The 20,365-nt window shown below is 37.7% G+C and carries 7 protein-coding genes and 7 pseudogenes; 5 read left to right on the top strand and 9 right to left on the bottom strand.

Annotation, left to right across the window (positions count from 1 at the left end; genetic code table 11):
• Positions 1–10: 10 nt before the first annotated feature.
• The 5 genes and pseudogenes from OWR28_RS01850 to OWR28_RS01835 all read right to left on the bottom strand — a co-directional run bounded on the left by OWR28_RS01850 (position 11) and on the right by OWR28_RS01835 (position 2,815).
• A complete protein-coding gene (locus OWR28_RS01850) occupies positions 11–751 on the bottom strand; it encodes a hypothetical protein (protein ID WP_332385243.1) in 741 nt (246 codons plus the stop codon).
• 27 nt (positions 752–778) lie between these two features.
• A pseudogene (locus OWR28_RS26735) lies at positions 779–1,000 on the bottom strand (DUF5074 domain-containing protein); the annotation flags it as partial.
• A gap of 122 nt (positions 1,001–1,122) precedes the next feature.
• Entirely contained in the window at positions 1,123–1,875 is a 753-nt protein-coding gene (locus OWR28_RS01845; protein ID WP_332385242.1) for a hypothetical protein, read from the bottom strand.
• 59 nt (positions 1,876–1,934) lie between these two features.
• The gene (locus OWR28_RS01840) at positions 1,935–2,156 is read right to left on the bottom strand and encodes a two-component regulator propeller domain-containing protein (protein WP_332385241.1); all 222 of its coding nucleotides are present in this window, start codon (positions 2,154–2,156) and stop codon (positions 1,935–1,937) included.
• A 365-nt stretch (positions 2,157–2,521) separates the two neighbouring features.
• Entirely contained in the window at positions 2,522–2,815 is a 294-nt protein-coding gene (locus tag OWR28_RS01835) for a helix-turn-helix domain-containing protein (protein WP_332385240.1), read from the bottom strand.
• 183 nt (positions 2,816–2,998) lie between these two features.
• Between OWR28_RS01835 and ccoN the strand changes: the two are divergent.
• The 5 genes and pseudogenes from ccoN (at position 2,999) to OWR28_RS01810 (ending at position 14,753) form a co-directional block, all read left to right on the top strand.
• A pseudogene (gene ccoN, locus OWR28_RS01830) lies at positions 2,999–5,277 on the top strand (cytochrome-c oxidase, cbb3-type subunit I).
• Positions 5,278–5,296: 19 nt separating this feature from the next.
• Positions 5,297–6,178 (top strand): annotated as a pseudogene (locus OWR28_RS01825) (cbb3-type cytochrome c oxidase N-terminal domain-containing protein).
• 505 nt (positions 6,179–6,683) lie between these two features.
• Positions 6,684–11,480 (top strand): translocation/assembly module TamB domain-containing protein, encoded by a 4,797-nt coding sequence (locus OWR28_RS01820; RefSeq protein WP_494168419.1) that lies wholly within the window; start codon positions 6,684–6,686, stop codon positions 11,478–11,480.
• Between the two features lie 10 nt (positions 11,481–11,490).
• Positions 11,491–13,811 (top strand): annotated as a pseudogene (gene tamL, locus OWR28_RS01815) (translocation and assembly module lipoprotein TamL).
• A gap of 1 nt (position 13,812) precedes the next feature.
• Positions 13,813–14,753, top strand: a pseudogene (locus tag OWR28_RS01810) (YihY/virulence factor BrkB family protein).
• Positions 14,754–14,868: 115 nt separating this feature from the next.
• Here the strand turns inward: OWR28_RS01810 and argS are convergent.
• From argS to OWR28_RS01785, 4 genes and pseudogenes are all read right to left on the bottom strand, one after another.
• Positions 14,869–16,628 (bottom strand): annotated as a pseudogene (gene argS / locus OWR28_RS01805) (arginine--tRNA ligase).
• A 130-nt stretch (positions 16,629–16,758) separates the two neighbouring features.
• A pseudogene (locus tag OWR28_RS26730) lies at positions 16,759–18,180 on the bottom strand (SusD/RagB family nutrient-binding outer membrane lipoprotein).
• Positions 18,181–18,192: 12 nt separating this feature from the next.
• The gene (locus OWR28_RS01790; protein WP_332385237.1) at positions 18,193–18,654 is read right to left on the bottom strand and encodes a hypothetical protein; all 462 of its coding nucleotides are present in this window, start codon (positions 18,652–18,654) and stop codon (positions 18,193–18,195) included.
• Between the two features lie 14 nt (positions 18,655–18,668).
• A partial coding sequence (locus tag OWR28_RS01785) for a SusC/RagA family TonB-linked outer membrane protein (protein ID WP_494168418.1) occupies positions 18,669–20,365 on the bottom strand: 1,697 nt, incomplete at its 5' end.

The following is a 20,365-nucleotide window of genomic DNA, read 5'->3' as shown; positions in this document are numbered from 1 at the left end:
TTTTTCAGTCTTAAAAATTGGTCCTGACCTGCACGATCACGAGAATGACGAAAATGATAATCCCTGCGATCATGATTTTAAAGAACAGCGTCTGATAAAAATAAGCCTCAACTTCTACCGGAAGTGTTTTATATACGAATTTACCGGTTTCGGAAGATAAAAACCGGACAATAAGATTGTAAGTTCCGGGCTCTACATTGGCTAACCGGAATATCCTATCACTTTTGATATTGATCCATCGACTGTCTTCACTCCCTGAAAGCCTGGCCTGAAGATAGATATTGTCAGGGTCGGAATAATAAGGAATATCTATATAAAGTTCCGTATTTTTATATCCGCATTCCAGAAAGAGTTTATCCTTCAGCTGGATCATTTTTCCTTTTATCCTTGCTCTTTCCAAATAAATATCTTTCCTGCCCGGATAATAAACGCTGATATTTGCGGGATTAAAAAATACAAATCCTTCCATAGACGGAAATACAAATTGTCCGTCCTTCAGCACATGAGCACAAGGGTTTGCACTTCCATTGAATTCATTATTCAAAAGGCCATGTTTTTTAGTATACCGGTAATAAGTGACCGCACCCCGGGATGTCTTCATGTACTGCAGGAGATCATTTTTATTAATCATGAACAACCCGTTATCAGAAGATATCCATAAATTGGACTTTTGATCTTCCAACAGATAATGAGCATTGGCCAGAAAATCATTTTTATCGGAAGGGATTCTGAGAGCTTTCTGATCTTTCATTAAATAAATCCCTCTGCTGTAAGTGGTGAACCAGATATTTCCGTCTTTTGTTCTGATGATTTGTTTTACAGGAAGACCTTTTCCTATCTGCTTTATGATTTTGTTCCGGGAAAAAGAGTATACATAAATTCCTGCGCTGCTTCCCAGATAAAGCAGATCCTTATCATACCTGAAAACGGCATCTATATTATCTTCACACGGAATAATCTTTTCAGTTTTCTTAAAATCATCTTGAGCAAACAGATACAGATAAAACTTATTTTTATCTACTATGGATGCACTGTAAAGATTCCCGTTTTTATAAAGCCCGTCAATCTCTTTCCCTTGATAAGAAATAGAATCATATTTTGAAAATCCGGTATTTCTATATCTTACATGAATGGAATTATTTTCCCGATATACAAGATTTCCCGCATTATCCTCAAATATATACCTCTTATCATAGGACTGAGGAGCAAAAAAACCCTCTGTGAAAGATTACGGGAATATTTTATTCCTTCCTGTGTCAGAACAGAATTGTCCCCGTAAGAAATTGCGGCATAGCAAACCTCATCCTGATAGGGCATATTTTTCCTGGAAACCGTGAAATCTGACATGCTCAGAATCTTCAATCCATTAATAGAACTTCCGATATAGAGCTTCCTTGCTGTCTCATCATAAAACATAGCTCCGGAGATGTCTTTATCAATATCCCTATACTCCAATAAAAAAGTGAGTTTTAGCTTACCTCCTGAAAATTCACTTTTGTATATCTTACCACGATCAATGATAAAAACCTGTCCGGAAATTTGCTGCCAGTACATTCTCGTTTCCGGATCTGTATAAATAGAATCGGCTTCCATCTCTGACAATGTTCCTCTGTATAACAGGGTTATTTTCTTACGGGCCGGATCACTAATGAATACAGATTCGCCGTGAACAAACATTTTTTTCAACCGGTCATAAGAAAAACCACCAGTAACAATAGTTCTTTTCTTGCTTTTTCTATCAACGTAAACAATATTATTATCTTCAAAGTAATAGGTTCCTTCATCCAGCTGAATATAATAGGAATTGATATAATAAGAAATATACCTGGCCGTAAGAGTATTCCTTACAATTCTTTTATATACCTTATTTTTCAAAACGCCCCCATGCCCAAATGTATTATCGGCAGTTATAATGTCCGGTCTCCGGCGGGAAATCAGAAGAGCTTTTTTTCAGAAATATTGAAAACGGAAATGCTGTCTTTTTTTATACTGCCATAGAAATCTCCAAAACTTAAATTTTTAAGTTTAAAATTGTTATACTGTACAAAGTTACTTCCGTCATATCTCAGGATCCTTCCTTCCATAGACAGCCAGATAAAACCATATTTGTCCTTTACAATGTCTTTGATGCTGTTTTGAGGCAGACCATTGTCCATAGTATACCACTGGGTCGTATAGCTTTGGCCGTTGACACATAAAAAAATAGAAGTGAAATAAAGTAGAGATGCTTCATTCAGAGGGCCAGCATTATATTTAAGGCAAATATATTATACAAAATTAAATTTATTGTAAATATTTATCCACAATTATGTGAATTTTTTTCTACATAATTATTTATTAATACTGTATTAATTATAATAAATTTGAAAAACCAAACATTTGTTCCCTCATCAATGCCATGGTCATCAGGCATGCTAGAAACACAGTCTTTTTTGTTCGCAAAAAATATGATCTCCCTCTGTCCGGGGAGATCATTGTTTTATAATGAGAAAAGTTAATGTAACAGAGAAGTATTACAAGCTTATAGAAATTCTTTGGGAATTGATATATTATTCTTTTTCATGTATTCCAGGAGGCTTTGGTATTTATCTTCAAAACCGTCCGTTCCGCACTTATGGGAAATACTGCAGATATCGGATGGCCTGATATCTAAAATATCTGATATTTTAGTCAGTATTTCCAGATTGATCTTCACTTTGGAATTTTCAATATCGGAATAAGCCTTTTGGGAAATTCCCATTTCAAAGGCCATATACTCCTGCGTAAGGTCTTTACTCCTACGTATTTTCCTGATATTTTGCCCACATACTTTCATCGTTTCTGTTTTAGTAGTTTTCGGTATATTTTAGAAGATTATCTATTAGCCTTCAACAAAGTTAATAAATACCTTTGGCAAAACATTATACACGTTACATGATATTTACTTTTAACATATAAAAAGGTTAAAAATAAATCTTTTTCAGAGGAAATATCACTTCGGTAAACACTATTGGAATTTATGGAGACGCAAAAATTTAATTATGACAATACTATTGTCAGAGCATTCCTCTATGCGACTATCGCATTCGGACTTGTAGGATTTCTGCTTGGGCTTACAGCTGCATTGATGCTTTTTTATCCTGAATTACCTGAATTTTTATTCGGTACGGATGATACAACTATTAAAAGCCTGGCTTCGGGTAATATTCAGGGTCTGATCAATACACAGGGAGCTATGGGCTTCGGAAGAATCAGAATGCTTCATACCAGTGCTGTAATTTTTGCTTTCGTATGCAACTCCTTTTTCTGTGGTGCCTACTACAGTATGCAGAGACTTCTTAAAACCAGAATGTACAGTGATACCCTTTCCTGGATTCATTTCTGGTCATGGCAGCTGATGATTGTAAGTGTAGTGATTACATTCCTTATGGGAATCAATACTTCTAAAGAATATGCCGAGCATGAATGGCCCATTGACATCTTAATTGCATTTTCATGGATCATTTTCGGAATCAATATGTTCGGAACTATTGCTAAAAGAAGAGTGAGACATTTATATGTAGCAATATGGTTTTATATGGCAACCTGGATTGCTGTAGCCATGCTTCATATCTTCAATAACCTTGAAGTTCCGTTATCTTTCACAAGCTGGAAATCCTATTCTGTATATGCAGGAGTAAAAGATGCATTAGTACAATGGTGGTACGGGCATAATGCGGTAGCATTCGTATTAACCACTCCTGTATTGGGTCTGATGTATTACTTTATGCCAAAAGCAGCTCAGCGACCGGTATTCTCATACAAATTATCCATTATTCACTTCTGGTCGCTGATCTTTGTATACCTTTGGGCCGGGCCTCACCACCTGCAATATACAGCTTTGCCGGCATGGGCTCAAGCCGTAGGAACCGGGTTCTCTATCATGCTTATTGCACCATCATGGGGAGGAATGCTGAATGGTCTTCTTACTCTAAGAGGGGCATGGGACAAAGTAAGAGAAAATCCTATTCTGAAATTCTTTGTGGTTGCCGTTACCTGCTATGGTATGGCTACTTTCGAAGGACCTCTGTTAGCAACAAAATCATTAAATAAAATTGGCCACTATACCGACTGGGTAATCGGACACGTACACATTGGTGCCCTTGGGTGGAATGGTTTCATGGCATTCGGAATTGTTTATTACCTGATCCCGATTATGTGGAGAACAAAACTCTGGTCTGTAAAATTAGCGAACTGGCATTTCTGGCTGGGAACATTAGGAATTATTTTCTATGCCGTACCCATGTATATTTCAGGGTTCACACAGGGATTGATGTGGAAACAGTTCAACCCGGACGGAACGCTGTTATGGAAAAACTGGCTGGATACCGTAACCGCTGTTATTCCTTACTATAAAATGAGATTCTTAGGAGGACTGTTCTATATTTCAGGAGCTGTTCTGATGGTTGTTAATGTGATTAAAACGATTAAAGCTGGTTCATTCCAGAGGGAAGTTCCGGCGGAAGCACCTGCACTGGCTAATATCGGAAGTGCAAGAAAAGAAGGCGAGGGGGTACACCTTTGGCTGGAAAGAACGCCTACTCTCCTATCAATCTTAGCTTTCATTACGGTAGCTATTGGCGGGCTGGTGGAAATTGTTCCGACACTATCTCTTAAGCAAAGCGTTCCGACCATTACTGCAGTGAAGCCTTATACTCCACTGGAACTGGAAGGTAGAGATTTATATATCCGGGAAGGATGTAACGCCTGCCACTCCCAGATGATCAGACCATTCCGTGATGAAGTGGTAAGATTTGAAGGAAAAACGGACAATATTCCAAAGCAGGAGAATTCATATACGACAGGCCATTCTTATGGGGATCTAAAAGAACAGGACCGGATCTTCACAGAGAAGGAGGCAGAAACCCGGATTCATGGCACTTCAAACATATGTATAACCCAAGGATTACATCTGCCGGTTCTATCATGCCACGTTTCCCATGGCTGATCACCAATAAACTGGACAGAACCCAGATGGTCGATAAAATGAAGCTGATGAAAAATGCTTTCGACGTTCCTTATACAAAAGCTCAGATCGATTCTGCTAACCAATGGGCGGACAACCAGTCAAAAGCAATTGTACAGAGAATTTATTCTGAAGCTACCGATGTAAAAGATCAGATGACCAAAGAAAAAACAGCAAAAGGATCTGCCTATGTACCACTTGAGCAGAGAGAAATTGTAGCCATGATCGCATACCTGCAGAGATTAGGTACAGATATTAAAACAACACAGGTACAAACCGCAAGTGTAGAGTAACATTTAAAATTGTAATGCAATGAAAACGAGAACCCCAATTTCAGTATATATCGCAACAACGATAGGTTTAACGATCATGGCCTTTGAAATGTTCGCCGGAGATTCAGGATATTTTTCTTCTCCTTTTTTTGGGCACTGATATTAATCGCTATTATCCTTCTGCTGATCATGAACTCAATTGGAGATCTGGTGGAGAATGAAAGTTTCAACAGATTATCAGAAGAGGAGAAAAAGCAATACCTTGAAGAAAAAAGATTCCTTATTATCAGAAATTATGGAATTCTGCCTTCAAAAACAAACCGCTACGGAAGAAAAAGATATCCTTATCGACCATGGTTTTGACGGAATCACAGAGCTTGACAACTCTCTTCCGAAGTGGTGGATCGGTCTGTTCTGGTTCGGATGTATCTTCTGCGCTGTGTATCTGGTAGCTTTCTCTTTTACAGATTACGCCCACCCGGACGTAGAATACACCAAAGAAGCAAAAACCATGTTAGCTTCCATCGAAGAATATGAAAAGTGCCCCGCAGATCAATCTGGAATCTGCAAAATACAGTGCTGATAATATTGCGGAAGGACAGGAACTTTTCAAAACGAACTGTGTTACCTGCCACGGAGACGGAGGAAAAGGTGGTATTGGCCCCAACCTTACCGATACCCACTGGATTAATATTAAAGAAAAAGCTTATTTAAAAATGTTTTCTGGATGCTAGAAAACGGTTCTCCCAACAATCCTACCATGAGACCATTCATCAAGGAAGGAACCATTACCGGAAGAGATGCAGAAAAAATTGCCGCTTACATTTACCACATCAACCAGGAAACTGCTCCTATAACAACCGCACAAGGCGGAGCAGCGCCTCAGGGAGAAGAGGTAAAATGGGAAAACGGAAATGAATAAAAAAATTTATTATCTATCTTATAAACCATGCCACGCCCCCTTTACTACACTAACATTTGAATTTTCATTTTTGCTAACTAACCTTTTCAACATTAAAAAAATGATAAAAAGGGGGCGTTTTTTACAATAACAATTCTTGCCTTGGTTCGTCCTACTCAACTATTCACTTGACAACTACAAACTAAAAATTCCATAAAAAGACGGCCAAGGCAGGATTTTTGCATTCGCAAAGGGTACCACAACAAAGATCAAATAAAATAGTATTATTATCTTTGTTAGAAACCACATCGCATTTGAAACTGAAAATCAACACCACAAAACTCTTAAGGCGTATTGCAATAACCTTTATTTCAATATTGGTTCTTCTTACCCTGTTGATATTAAGCTTAAGACTTCCTGCCGTTCAAAATTTCATTAAAGACAAACTCATTGTTTACCTGGAGAAAAAATCAAAACTCCGGTAAGCCTTGAAAGAGTCTACATCGGGTTTCCCAACAGTCTTGTCATGGAAAATCTTTATCTCAAAGGACAGGATGTAGATACCCTTCTGGCAGTGAAAAAACTGGATGTAGGTTTGCACATGCTGAAACTTCTTAATTCTACGGCAGATATTACATCCGTCAATATGGAAGGAGCCCGCGCCAATGTGGTACGGAAACCGGACGGAAAATTCAATTTTGATTATATCATCGATGCTTTTGCCACCAGTGACAAGGAGGAAAGTCCTTCCAAACCTTTTATTATTTCCCTTGATAAAATCAATTTAAAGGATATTGGTGTTACCTTCAACGACCAGCAGTCGAAGAATGATATTAAGCTCTATTTTAAATCATTCGATACGAGGGTAAAAACTTTTGATCTTAACAAAAACAACTATGCCGTCAATGATATTAATCTTGACGGATTAAAATTAAAGCTAAAGCAGGACCTTGTAGAAGAAGTTGCCAAAAAGGTGGAGAAAAAGGTCGACTCCCTCAATGAAAAGAAGCCTATGAATATTGGACTGAGAGGTATTAAGCTTACCCATTTCGATATTGATTACGGTGATGAAAACACCAAAACATTTGCAAAAATCATCTTCAAAGAGCTGAGTACAAAGATCAATAAACTGGATCTGGAAAATAATGCTTTCAACGTAGCAAATGTATTTCTTTCCGGGGCAGATATTAATGCCAACCTTTATCTTCCGGCTAAGAATGCCAATCCGAAAAAAACAAATGAACCAGATGTTTCAAAAGTATCTGATAAAGCTATGAAGCTTCTTTTAGGAAAATTTGTTCTGAATGATGTAAAAGCAACTTATAATAATACTGCGATTGCTCCTACCAAGCAGGGAATGGACTTCAACCATCTTAATTTTTCAAAAATGAATGTTGAGGTGAGAAGCTTTAAAATGGAGAATAATACTTTTGCCGGAACAGTGAATTCTGCAGAGATCAAAGAAGGCAGAGGACTGGATATCCAGAAATTCAACACGGATTTTGTGTATGCTGAAAAAGAGGCCTACCTCAAAGATCTTTATCTGCAAACCCCGAAAACAATATTGCGTGATGAGGTTATTTTAAATTATAACTCTATTGATCAGCTGAGTTCAAACTTAGGCGCCGTGAAAATTTCGGCCAATATCAAAGATTCCAAAATCGGATTCTCAGATATTCTGAATATAGTTCCGTCTTTAAGAAATACAGTACCTTTTAATACATATCCGAATGCTATCCTTAATGTAAATGCTAATGTTAAAGGAAGCGTCAATGACCTTTTGATTCAGGATCTTAAGGTTTCCGGCCTGGATCAGCTGAGGGTAATGGCGTCCGGAAAAATCAGGAATGCGATGAATCCGAATCAGTTATATTATGACCTGAGAATCGGCGAATTTTCTTCCAGTGCCAAAACGATATTCAATCTTGTTCCTAAAAATACAATTCCGTCCAATATTTCGCTTCCTTCCCATTTCAGTATCAAAGGAAATGCAAAAGGGACAACGAAAGTAGTCAATACTGATCTTAACCTCTATTCTACACTCGGTAATGCAGCCATTATCGCGCAGGTAGATCTGAGGAGAAAGCATCATGAACTGTATAATGTAAAAGCCAATCTTCAGGGAATACAGGTAGGAAAAATTATTCAGAATAAAGACATAGGCCCTGTCACTGCACAAATTGCCGCGAAAGGAGAAAGCTTTGATTTTAAAAATGCCAATGCTGATGTAAAGGGATATGTTGCTTCTGCTGTGTACAAAGGATACCGTTATCAGAATATGAACCTTACCGGAAAGATCAATAAAGGAGTATATCACGTTCTTTTGGACTCAAAAGATCCCAATGCAAGTTTACAACTGACTGCTTCAGGAGTTTATGACGAAAAAAATCCAACGGTAAAAGTGAATGGAGAAGTTATTAAACTGGATGTTAATAAGCTGGGCTTCTATGAAAAGCCAATGATTATTGCCGGAAAAATTGATGGTGATTTCTCCAGTTTAGATCCGAATAACCTGAACGGATATCTCAATCTTAAAGATTTTGCTTTTTCAGATACCAAAGAAGTATATCCTGTACAGGAAGTTAATCTGAAGGCTTCCTCCACCCAGGATTCCACCCGGATTATTTTCAATTCCCAGATTGCCGACGCAGAACTGAAAGGAAAATATAAGCTCACTCAGATTTTTGGAGCTTTAACACAAACGGTAAATCAGTATTATCAGTTCCAGAAGCTGGATAAAAACCGGAAAATTGATCCGGGGCAGCACTTTACCTTTACAGCCAAAATCAAAAATGATGACCTGATCAGAAAATTTGTTCCGGATCTGAAAGATTTTGAAACCATAAATTTAGCAGGAAACTATGACGCCGATTCTCAGAAAATTGAAATTGACGGGCAGATCCCACGATTATTGTATGGTGAAAATTCTATTGAAAAAGGAACTTTAAAAGTTACAAATGAAAATCAGGCATTACAATATAATCTGAATGTTGCAGCTTTAAAAAGCTCAAGCTTTTCATTAAATAAAATCAGTATTGACGGAGATGTTGCAGATAACACAATCCGATACAATGTCACGACAAAAGATGAAAAGGATGCCACCCGGTTCCTGATTGCAGGAAACGCAAAATCCTTGAATGACATTACCGAAATTTCTCTTAATCCCAATGGTCTAAAGCTGAATTACACTGACTGGAATGTTGCAGAAAACAATAAAATTCAGATCAGCAGCAAAGGAATTCTGGCGGACAACTTTATTCTATCCAATGGAAGCAGTGAAATTGCTGTTCAGTCTGAAAGTGCCAGTCCTGCCAGTCCTTTAAATATTTCGTTGAAAGATTTTAAGATTGAAACCATTACGGAACTTATTAAAAAAGATACAGTTCTTGCAAGAGGGACTATCAACGGTACGGCACAGCTTCGGGATGTCACTAAAAATATGACTTTCACTTCCGACCTGAATATTTCAGATTTAATCGTCTATGGAAGCCCTGTCGGAAACCTTGCCGTAAAAGTGAACAATGCTTCACCGAATGTTTTAAATGCCGATATCGCTCTTTCCGGGAATAACAATGATGTAAAAATCCTGGGAGATTACAATACTTCATCCAGTACTTTTGACCTGAATATGGCGATTAACCAGCTTCAGATGAAGAGCATTCAGGGATTCTCTATGAATGCGATTACCAATACGGAAGGATATCTTTCAGGGAACTTAAAGATTACAGGAACTACTGCTCAGCCCAATATTTTAGGAAAAGTAAAGTTCAATGATGCAGGGCTGGAAATTGCCAAAACAGGAAGTGATTTCAGACATCTGAGCGATGAAATAGATTTTACCAGCCGTGGAATTGAGTTTGACAGATTCAAAATAAAAGATAAAGACGGTAACGCACTTGTCGTAGATGGGCAGGTTCTTACCCAGACATACAGAGATTTTGCATTTAACCTGAATGTGAATGCCAAAGACTTTAAAGTGGTTAATTCGGAAAAATCCAATGATGCAATCATGTATGGTATTCTTGCTATTGACGCCGGTCTTCATATCCGTGGTAACCTGGATCTTCCAAAAGTAGACGGAAAACTGAACGTGGCTGACAATACGGATTTCACTTTCGTTCTTCCTCAATCCAGCCCATCTTTACAGGAAAGAGACGGTATTGTAGAGTTTGTAGACCAGGATCAGGTTGTGTTGAATAAAACCATTAAAGCAGATACCCTTACTGCGCAGAGCCGCATCAAAGGGATGGATGTAAGTGTCAATATTGAAGTCAGCAAAGAAGCAAAACTCTCATTAATTATTGATAAAGCCAATGGTGATTTTGTACAGCTCCAGGGAGAGGCAGAATTAACCGGAGGAATAGACCCTTCAGGAAAAACCACATTGGTAGGAGTATATGAAGTGAACAAAGGAAGCTATGACCTCTCTGTAAGCTTCCTGAAACGTAAATTTGATATCCAGAAAGGAAGCACTATTACCTGGACAGGTGAACCTACCATGGCTCAAATGGATATTACAGCTGTGTACAAAACTGAAGCACCGCCTATTGATCTTGTAGAACAGCAGATCAGTGGAGAAAGTGCCTCTACAATCAATCAGTTTAAGCAAAGGGTTCCTTTCAATGCATTATTGAAAATGAAAGGTGAGCTTCTGAAACCCCATCTCACTTTTGATATTAATACGGATGAAAAAAATAATGCCGTATCCACGAATGTAAAAGATATTATTGACCAGAAACTCGCTCAGGTCAGAACCCAGGAATCAGAACTGAATAAGCAGGTATTTGCCTTATTGCTTCTGAACCGTTTCATAGGAGAGAATCCATTTGAAAGCGGAGCAGGAATGTCTGCAGAGACCATGGCAAGACAGAGTGTGAGTAAAATCCTTTCTCAGCAATTGAATAATCTTGCGGCAGGCCTGATTAAAGGGGTAGATCTTAATTTTGGTCTTGATTCTTCAGAAGATTATTCCAGCGGGGAGAAAAATACAAGAACCGATCTGAATGTGGATATCAGTAAAAAATTACTGAATGACCGACTGAAAGTAACGGTGGGAAGTAACTTCGGACTGGAAGGCCAGGCCCGGCAGAATGAAAACATGACGAATATTGCAGGTAATGTTTCTGTAGATTACAGTCTTTCCAAAGACGGAAGATATATGCTTCGTGCTTATCGCAAGGATGAATATCAGGTGGCTCTTCAGGGGCAGATCATAGAAACCGGAGTCGGATTCATTATTACATTGGATTATGACAAATTCCGGGAGATTTTCCAGAAATCCAAAGAAAAAAACCGAAAAAGAATCAAAATAACCAAGTGGTAGAATTTAAATAATGAGTAATAAGTTCCATATATATTGTAAGTACCTGTTGGTTTCCGGAATGGCATCAACGGTGATTTCGTGCAGCAATACCAGGTTTTTGAAAGAAGGCCAGATGCTCTACACAGGAGCTGAAGTAAAGATTGAAAACGATACGATTTCAAAAAGAAAAAAGAATTGCAGTCTGCACTGGAAGCCAATCTCACTCCCAAACCCAATTCTACATTTTTGGGAATGCGCCCAAAGCTGTATTTCTATAACATAGCCAAAGAGCCCAAAAAAGACAAAGGCTTTAATTACTGGCTTAAGTATAAAGTAGGCGAAAAACCAGTATTATTAGGGGATGTAGACAGAGAGTTCAATAAAGATATTATTGAAAATTATTCTGAAAACAAAGGGTATTTTAATGCTAGAGCTACTTATGATACCGTTTCAAAGAATAAAAAAGCCCAGGTTATTTATACGGTGAGACCTGGCTCAAGATACCTTATTGATGGAGTAAAGTTTCAGAAAGACTCTACACTGGTTAATCAGGAAATCCAGAGCTTTGCTGATAAAACCCTTCTCAAAAACGGCAGACCTTTTGACCTTGATGTCATTAAGGCGGAAAGAGAAAGAATTGACAACAGGTTAAAGGAAAGGGGTTTTATTATTTTCATCCGGATAATATTATCGTACAGGCAGACAGTACGGTAAGCAAAAATCATAAGGTTGAACTTAACGTAAAACTGAAAGACAATACTCCGGATTTGGCGACTCAGCAATTCAGTATTGACAAAGTGATTGTATTTCCCAACTACAACATTCAGGATGTAAAAGATGGAAAATACAGCATCCCGATGAATAAGGATTCTCTTTCAAAGTATGCTTTCGATGATATCTATGTTATCGATCCACAGCATAAATTCAAACCAAAGATTTTTGACAGGGCCCTATATTTCAAGCAGGAGATCTGTATAACCGTTCCAATCATAACCTGACTCTGAACCGGCTGATCAGTCTGGGGGTTTTTAAATTTGTAAAGAATGAATTCATCGTATCCGATTCTTTAAGCCATAAATTTGACGCCTATTATTTATTAACTCCGAGACAAATTCAGTCCCTTCGTCTGGAAGCATTAGGAAGAACCAATTCTGCCAACTATGCAGGAAGTGAGCTGAACCTGAACTGGACGCACCGAAACTTCTTCAGGGGCGCAGAACAATTCAAAGCTGCGATCTACGGCGCTTTTGATTTCCAGATGGGAGGAGCCCAGAATGCCAATAATATTTTCCGCGCAGGAACAAATGTACAGCTTTCAATTCCGAGAATTGTGGCACCTTTCCGTTTTCATTCTTCCAGTGAGTTTGTTCCCAGAACCAATATCACATTGGGATATGAATTCCAAAACAGAACACAGTATTACACGCTTAATAATTTCACCGGGTCATTCGGATATTTATGGAAAGAAAATGCAAGGAAGGAACATGACCTGAAAGTCATTGATATTACATTGGTTTCTCCTGCAAATGTTACAGAAGAATATCATATTAAGTCTGCCAGCAATCCTGCTATGCAGCGAGTTGTTGCAAAACAGCTTATTTTCGGTCCAACCTATTCTTACACCTATACCAATACCATGCTGCCTAAGACCAATACCATTTACTATAAAGGGATGCTTGATCTGGCAGGAAATATTACAGGGCTGGTTACGGGTGCTGATGTAAAAAAAGATAAGGAAAAGAAAATATTCGGAATTCCTTTCAGTCAGTATGTAAAAATTGAAAATGATTTCAGATTCTATCATAAGTTTAGTGAAAAATCTTCACTGGCAACGAGATTTATCGGAGGAATCGCCTATCCGTATGGAAACTCGGAGTTTATTCCTTTTTCCAAGCAGTTTTTTCAGGAGGAAGTAACAGTATCAGAGCATTCCGTGCAAGAACATTAGGACCGGGAAGTTTTGACCCGAGAACGATAGATCCTGGTACTTACTTTGACCAGTCCGGAGATATCAAACTGGAATTAAATGCAGAGTACCGTGCCAATCTTTATAAGTTCTTAAATGCTGCCGTTTTTGTAGATGCCGGAAACATCTGGCTTCTTCACGACGATGAAAACAGACCCGGGGCTAAGTTTTCAAAAGATTTTTTAAATGAAATTGCAGTGGGAGCCGGAGTAGGTCTGAGACTGGATTTTTCTATCCTGATCTTAAGACTGGATCTTGCCATGCCACTGAGAGTTCCTTACTATCAGAAAGGGGACAGATGGGCCTTCGATAAAATTAACTTCGGAGACTCAAGCTGGAGGAAAGATAATCTTGTTTTAAATATTGCCATCGGATATCCTTTTTAATATGATCAAAACTGCCAAATTTTTCTGGGAGGTTCTGAAAGACACATTTACAGAATGGAACAATTCTTCTGCGTCAAAAGATTCAGCAAGTCTTGCCTATTATGCTATCTTTTCAATACCCGGATTACTGATCATTATTATCTGGGTACTTGGAAATTTCTTTGGAGAGGAAGCGATCCGCGGACAGATCAGCACCCAGATCAGCGGTATTATGGGTCCGGATGTGGCAAAAAGTATCGAGGGGATGCTGGCAGGCGCTCTGATTGACAAAAAGAATATTTTTATGAAGGCTGTAGGAGTCGGATCATTGGTTTTTGGTTCTACAACGCTTTTTTTCCAGCTTCAGCATTCATTGAATACACTTTGGGAAGTAGAAGCTGCTCCCAAAAAAGCATTAGTAAAATTTTTACTGGACAGAGCCAATTCTTTAGGAATGATTCTTATTCTGGGATTCCTTTTAATGATCACTATGATTTTGTCTTCTCTGATCAGTCTGTTTAATACAATTATCACCCAATATTTTGGTTTTGAAACCTATATGCTGGTAGAACTTGTCAATTTTGCGGTGGGTTTTGGCTTGGTTATGCTCCTATTTGCTTTAATGTTTAAAGTGCTCCCTGATGTTTTGATCAGCTGGAAACCTGTATGGAAAGGAGCATTTCTGACAACCGTTTTATTTACCCTCGGAAAATTTTATTAAGCCTTTATTTTAACCAGGTAAAGCCTACCTCAGCCTTTGGTGCAGCCGGAACGGTTATTCTCATCATGATGTGGATCAACTATTCCTGTATGCTGATATTTTTCGGTGCTGAATTTACCAAGGTTTACACTTATAAAAAGGGATATAAAGTCACGCTTTCCAAGCATGCACGATGGACTCCGGCTAAGTTGTATGCGGATAGTTTGAAGCAGATGCATAGTGAGCCCGATGATAAGACATAAATGCGGGATGCGGGATTCTAGGTTCAGGATTTTGAGATGCGCGATCGAATTGCCAGCATAAAAACCGATTAATTGATATAAAAAAATCCTCCTGAAATTCAGGAGGATTTTATGTTTACATTCTGTTTACGGTTCCGATTCCCAGCAGTTCCAACGATTTTCTGATCGTTTTCGCTGTGATATCTGAAATATTCAAACGGAATTGTTTTATCTTCTCATCTTCCTGATTCAGAATCGGATTATTCTGATAGAAAGAGTTGTATGTTTTCACAAGGTCATAAACATAATTGGCAACCAATGCCGGGCTTAATGTTTCTGCTGACTTGGCTACAACAGTTTTAAAGTTTGCCAACTGCATAATCAATTCTTTTTCAGACTGATTTAATTCAATCTCAGCTGTTCCAGTCTGCAAAGTACCTGCTTTAGACAACAATGACTGAATACGTGCATAAGTATATTGAATAAACGGACCTGTATTCCCGTTGAAATCAATACTCTCTGCAGGATTGAAAAGCATTTTTTCTTAGGATCCACTTTCAGCATAAAATATTTCAATGCTCCCAGTCCTACTGTTTCATAAGAAGCTTCTTTCTCTTCTTCAGAAAGAGTCTCCAGTTTTCCTAATTCCTGAGCCTTAGATTTTGCGGTCTCATACATTTCCTGCATCAGATCATCAGCATCTACGACAGTCCCTTCACGGGATTTCATTTTACCTTCAGGCAATTCCACCATTCCGTAAGAAAGGTGATACAGCTGGTCTGCCCATTCATATCCTAACTTTTTCAGGATTTTAAATAAAACCTGGAAGTGATAATCCTGTTCATTTCCTACTGTATAGATCAGTTTCTGAATATTATTTTGCTTAAAACGCTCTACGGCTGTTCCAAGATCCTGCGTCATATAAACTGAAGTACCGTCTGAACGCAGCAATAGTTTCTGATCAAGACCCTCATCTGTAAGGTCACACCATACAGAACCATCTTCTTTTTGATACAGAACCCCTTTATCCAGCCCTTCCTGAATAAGATCTTTCCCTAAAATATAAGTATTGCTTTCATACTGAACCTGATCAAAGTCAACGCCTAATCTTTTGTACGTTTCATTGAATCCTTTATAAACCCATGAATTCATTTCTGCCCAAAGCGCTCTTACTTTCTCATCTCCGTTTTCCCAATCGAGAAGCATTTTCTGAGCTTCCTTCATTACCGGAGCCTCTTTTTTAGCCTGCTCCTCTCCTACACCCTGCTCTACTAGCTCTGCAATTTCTTTTTTATAGTTTTTGTCAAATTCTACGTAATAGTTTCCAACAAATTTATCTCCTTTGGTATTGGTTGTTTCAGGAGTTTCTCCGTTCCCGAATTTCTCCCATGCCAGCATGGATTTACAGATATGAATTCCTCTGTCATTAATAATCTGAGTTTTAATCACATCATATCCCGCTTCTTTTAAGATCTGAGCAACCGAGAATCCTAACAGGTTATTTCTGATGTGGCCCAAGTGTAATGGTTTGTTAGTATTCGGCGAAGAATATTCTACCATTACCGTAGAATTTTTCTTTTCTATTGTAGAGAAATTTTCACTTACAGACCTGAAGTTATCCACAAACAATTGGTTTTTCACCTTAACATTAAGAAATCCTTTTACGACATTGAAGCTTTCAAAAAGTTCTGTCTGCTCTGTCAAAGCCTCTCCTACTTCAACCCCGATGCTTTCAGGATTCTTTTTCAACTGTTTTACCAACGGAAAAGTGACAATCGTAAAATCGCCCTCAAACTCAGTTTTATTTTCCTGAACTTCCAGTTTGATGTCTTTTAACTGATATACATTTAAAATAACTTCCGAAAGTTTTTGCTCTATAATATCTTTAATATTCATGTGTTCATACTTATTTTTCATAGGCCACATGTAATAGCCCGCATTTCATTTCAAAATTTTGAAGTACAAATATACGGAAATAAAAAAACCGCCCGAAGGCGGTATAATATGAATGTTAATAAAATATGTGTTAATTCTTATCCCAGAAAAGCTTTGTTGTAGCCTTATCTCCACCAATTTTATCACCGGCAGCTTTTACATTAGCTCCGTTCAATACATATTCCTGATCAGAATAAGGCATTCTGTAAGGCACTGAAGATAAATTAGATTTCGGAGGATTCACAAGAACAGGGTAATCCAAACGTCTTGTAAAGTTCCAGCTAGCAAAACCTTTATTAAACATAGCAATCCAAGCTTGTACACCTATAGACTGCTTCCAGTTAGCCGGATTATAAGGATGTGCAAGCACATATGCATCTGCGATGGTACCACTTATTCCATTCTCCCTCATAGATTCTTTCACAGCAGCTGCATAAGCTCTGCAGCAGTTCCACCAGCTGAATATCCTCTTGCAGCAGCCTCTGCTTTTAAGAAGGCTACTTCCGCATAACTAAAAAGATTGGATGCTGCAGTAGCACTTCTGAAATAAGAGCTTAATTGAGAGAAATTAGTATATGGATCATTTAATTCTCCAAAAACTCCTCCTTTATATACTCCTCCTACTTTGGTAAACCACACATCCATTCTTGGATCGGAAAGAGCGTTCATAGTATTAATTGTTAATTCACTAGGTAAAAAATCATTTCTATTCGAGGCTACTAAATTATCAAATACCGGATTGGAAAAAGTATTTCCATCATATTTGAATTTGTAAGCATCGTCATCAGAAAGAAATAACACCACTGGCAATTGCAGATTCAACAGTAGTTTTTGACAATGCAGGATCAACATCTGCCAAATTCATCCCTAATCTTAATTTAATAGAGTTAGCAAATTTCTTCCATTTAGTCATATTACCTCCGTAAACCAGATCACTATAACCTGTAGCTGCAGGTTTTATAGTAGCAGTAACAGCATCGATTCTTTTGATCAAATCAAGATAAATAGTCTTAGCATCATCGTATTTAGGGGTTAGAATCTCATCCGGTTTGAAAGCTTCAGAATAAGGAACATCCCCATAAGTATCCACAATATTTTCCCAAATAAAAATTTCTTCAATTTCTAAGGTTGCCAACTTATTAGTGCGTATATCATCCGTTTCTACTTCATTCATCAAATTCACTTTTGCTTGTTTCAGATTGTTAATACTGTAAACATACATTCTGTTAAAATGATTACGAGGCTGATTACGGGTTACCAAATTATATTGGGTTTCGTCCGGGTACTGAGTTTCCGCCCATTGTTGTGTAAAGAATCTGTAATTATTAAAATTTACACTAGGGTTATCCATATAATAAGATGACTGGTATAATGCAGTAGCTAGTAAGTTATCAGATGGAAGAACCGACGGGTGTTTAGGGTCATCATTAAGAGAAGTTAAATCACTTTGACATGAACTTAAAGCTAATCCAATACATGCAGACACCAAACTTATTTTTATAATATTTTTCATTTTTAAAGTAATTTAGAATTTAAATGTAACGTTGATACCCAAATCTCTTGTTGTAGGCATTGAACCGATTGACCATCCGTAAGAGCTAACTCCTCCTCCTACCATCGCTTCCGGATCAGCATATGGCAAATTTTTATGAATAATCCATAGATTTCTACCTACAATCGAAATTTTAGCATCATAAATCTTTGTTCCTGCTAATAAGGATTTTGGAAGTGTATACCCAATACTTGCTTCCCTTAGCTTAATAAAAGATCCGTCATAAACAAATGCGCTTGCAGGCTGTGTTTTGTACCCGGTAGAACCACTATTATCAACAGGTGATATTGCAATATTATTTGGAGTACCATCAGGAAGAACACCTGGCAAAACAATAGGTTTGTCTCTGAAGTCTCCTTCAGCGGTCTCTTTATACAGACCGGATGATAATCCATAATACATATCTGTTGAGAATATATCCCCTCCTTTACGCATATCAATCAAGAAGCTTAAAGAAAATCCTTTATAGCTGAAGCTATTTCTAATCCCCCCAATCCAGTCGGAGTAGTATTACCTATTACCTGATTTGGGTTTTGCAAATATTTTCCTGTGCTAGGGTCAATAACTTTTTGTCCATTTAAATAAGTATAATCAGCACCGATCAATGTTCCCCAGGCTTCACCTACTCTGGCATTTAAAGACACTCCTCCCTGAAAACTATTCAGGAGATAATTATTAATTCCAGGATATAGTTCTACTACTTTATTCTGATTCTTAGACCAGTTCGCATCAATATTCCAAGTAAAATTATTTGTCTTTATTGGTACCAATCCTAACTGTACTTCTACTCCACTATTATCAATTCTACCGGCGTTGAATACTTTACCTGTATATCCTATAGCTGCAGACGTAGGAAGTGGATTAAGAATCTGAGGAGTAGTTCTTGTTTTATAATAGGCGAAATCAACTGTTATTCTATCTTTTAAGAAATGTGCTTCAGTCCCCACCTCAAATTCATTAGCCTTTTGAGGCTGCAGACCTGGAAAAGATTGATTTAAAATAGAGTTATAAATTCCTTGATTGGATAAAATTCCGGCGGATTTGTAATTATTATATAGTAGATAAGAATCAGCAGATCCTCCAACCTGAGCATAGTTGGCTCTGATTTTCCAAAAATTCATCCATGTTTTAGTATCTAGAATTTCAGACATAATCACTGCTCCTGTGATTGATGGATAATTAAAAACATTGTTACCTTTTAATAATGTTGATGTTTCCTCTACCCTAAATGTCGCATCTAAATAGAATTTTTTATAGAAATCAAATGATGCCGTTGCGTACCACGAATTAGTTTGTTTTGTGTATTCTATTTCATCCGGTGCTAGAGGTGCCTTTTTAGAGTTTGATAAAGCATAAATTCCAGGTACTATCAATCCTCCTTCTGTTGAGGCATAGATTGAATTATAATAATTTCTACGTATATTTCCTCCTACAACTCCCGAAAGGTTAATATTATCAGTAATATCGAATTTATAATTCACCATTAAATCATAATTGGTCTCTGTCTGCAGTATATCACGTCTTCCATATCCGGAACCAATTGAGTTATTTGACAGTCCAAAAGCCTGTGGCAAAGATCCAACAGCCAACCTTGTTTCAGCCATAAGATTTGACCTGTCATAAGAAACTTTTCCGGTAACAGAAATATTATCCAGCAGATCATATGTAACCTGACCATAAGTAAAATTTCTATATCTTTTGTCTGAAGAATAATTCTGATAAGCCTGGAAATATGGGTTATTCCAATATGCAGGTGCCCCATTTGCAGCAGACTTTCTGTTCCATGTAACATTACCATAATTATTGGATGCATTAGCTACATGCGGATCCACATTTGCAAAATATAAATTTTGCAAATCCTTAATATCGACATTGGTTTGCCACCATTGTCTGAAACCGGTAGCAATATTGTTTGAATACCCTGTAATACTCCTACCCTTCGTATCCTGTAATGTCATTGTAGAATAAAAAGAAGAATGCAATTTTGGAGTTAGATCATAATTAATTTTTAAGGAAAAATTATTTTTATTCAGGTGCGAGTTAGGCATTAATCCATCAGACATCATATTTTCATAAGTAAAACTGATGTTTTTCCCTTTTTGTCCTTTTTCTAACGTTACACTATTGATGTATGAGGCTGGATTTT

Origin of the sequence: Chryseobacterium sp. 1B4, assembly GCF_036631475.1 — a bacterium.
In the GTDB taxonomy this organism is placed as follows: Bacteria; Bacteroidota; Bacteroidia; order Flavobacteriales; family Weeksellaceae; genus Chryseobacterium.
Note: the sequence above shows the minus strand (reverse complement) of the source record. Positions and strands in the feature narration are given on the sequence as shown.